The sequence below is a fragment of the Halorubrum sp. SP3 genome (assembly GCF_005435195.1).
Classification (GTDB): Archaea; Halobacteriota; Halobacteria; order Halobacteriales; family Haloferacaceae; genus Halorubrum; species Halorubrum sodomense.
This window is the reverse complement of sequence record NZ_SGTU01000775.1, coordinates 1-219: the sequence shown is the minus strand read 5'-3', so window position 1 is coordinate 219 and position 219 is coordinate 1. Positions and strand designations below refer to the sequence as shown.

Sequence of the window (219 nt, the reverse complement as noted above, 5' to 3'; positions counted from 1 at the left end):
CGTACAGCCGTCCGATCGACCGCCGGACGAGCGCGAGGACGACCCTGACCGTGGCGTACGCCAGCGCGAGGAAGATCAGTCCCGAGAGCAGTCGGGGGACCGCGACGACCAGCCCCTCGACGAAGTTCGCGAGCGAGCGGGCGGCGAGCGACGAGATCCGTGTCATTACCGACCGGACGGAGCGTCGGTCCGAAAAGGTGGGGGACGAAGCGGCCGACC

At 69.9% G+C, this 219-nt stretch carries 1 pseudogene; it reads right to left on the bottom strand.

The annotated features are described in order from the left end of the window. Positions 1–166 (bottom strand): annotated as a pseudogene (locus EXE42_RS20565) (mechanosensitive ion channel protein MscS); the annotation flags it as partial. Positions 167–219: the final 53 nt, after the last annotated feature.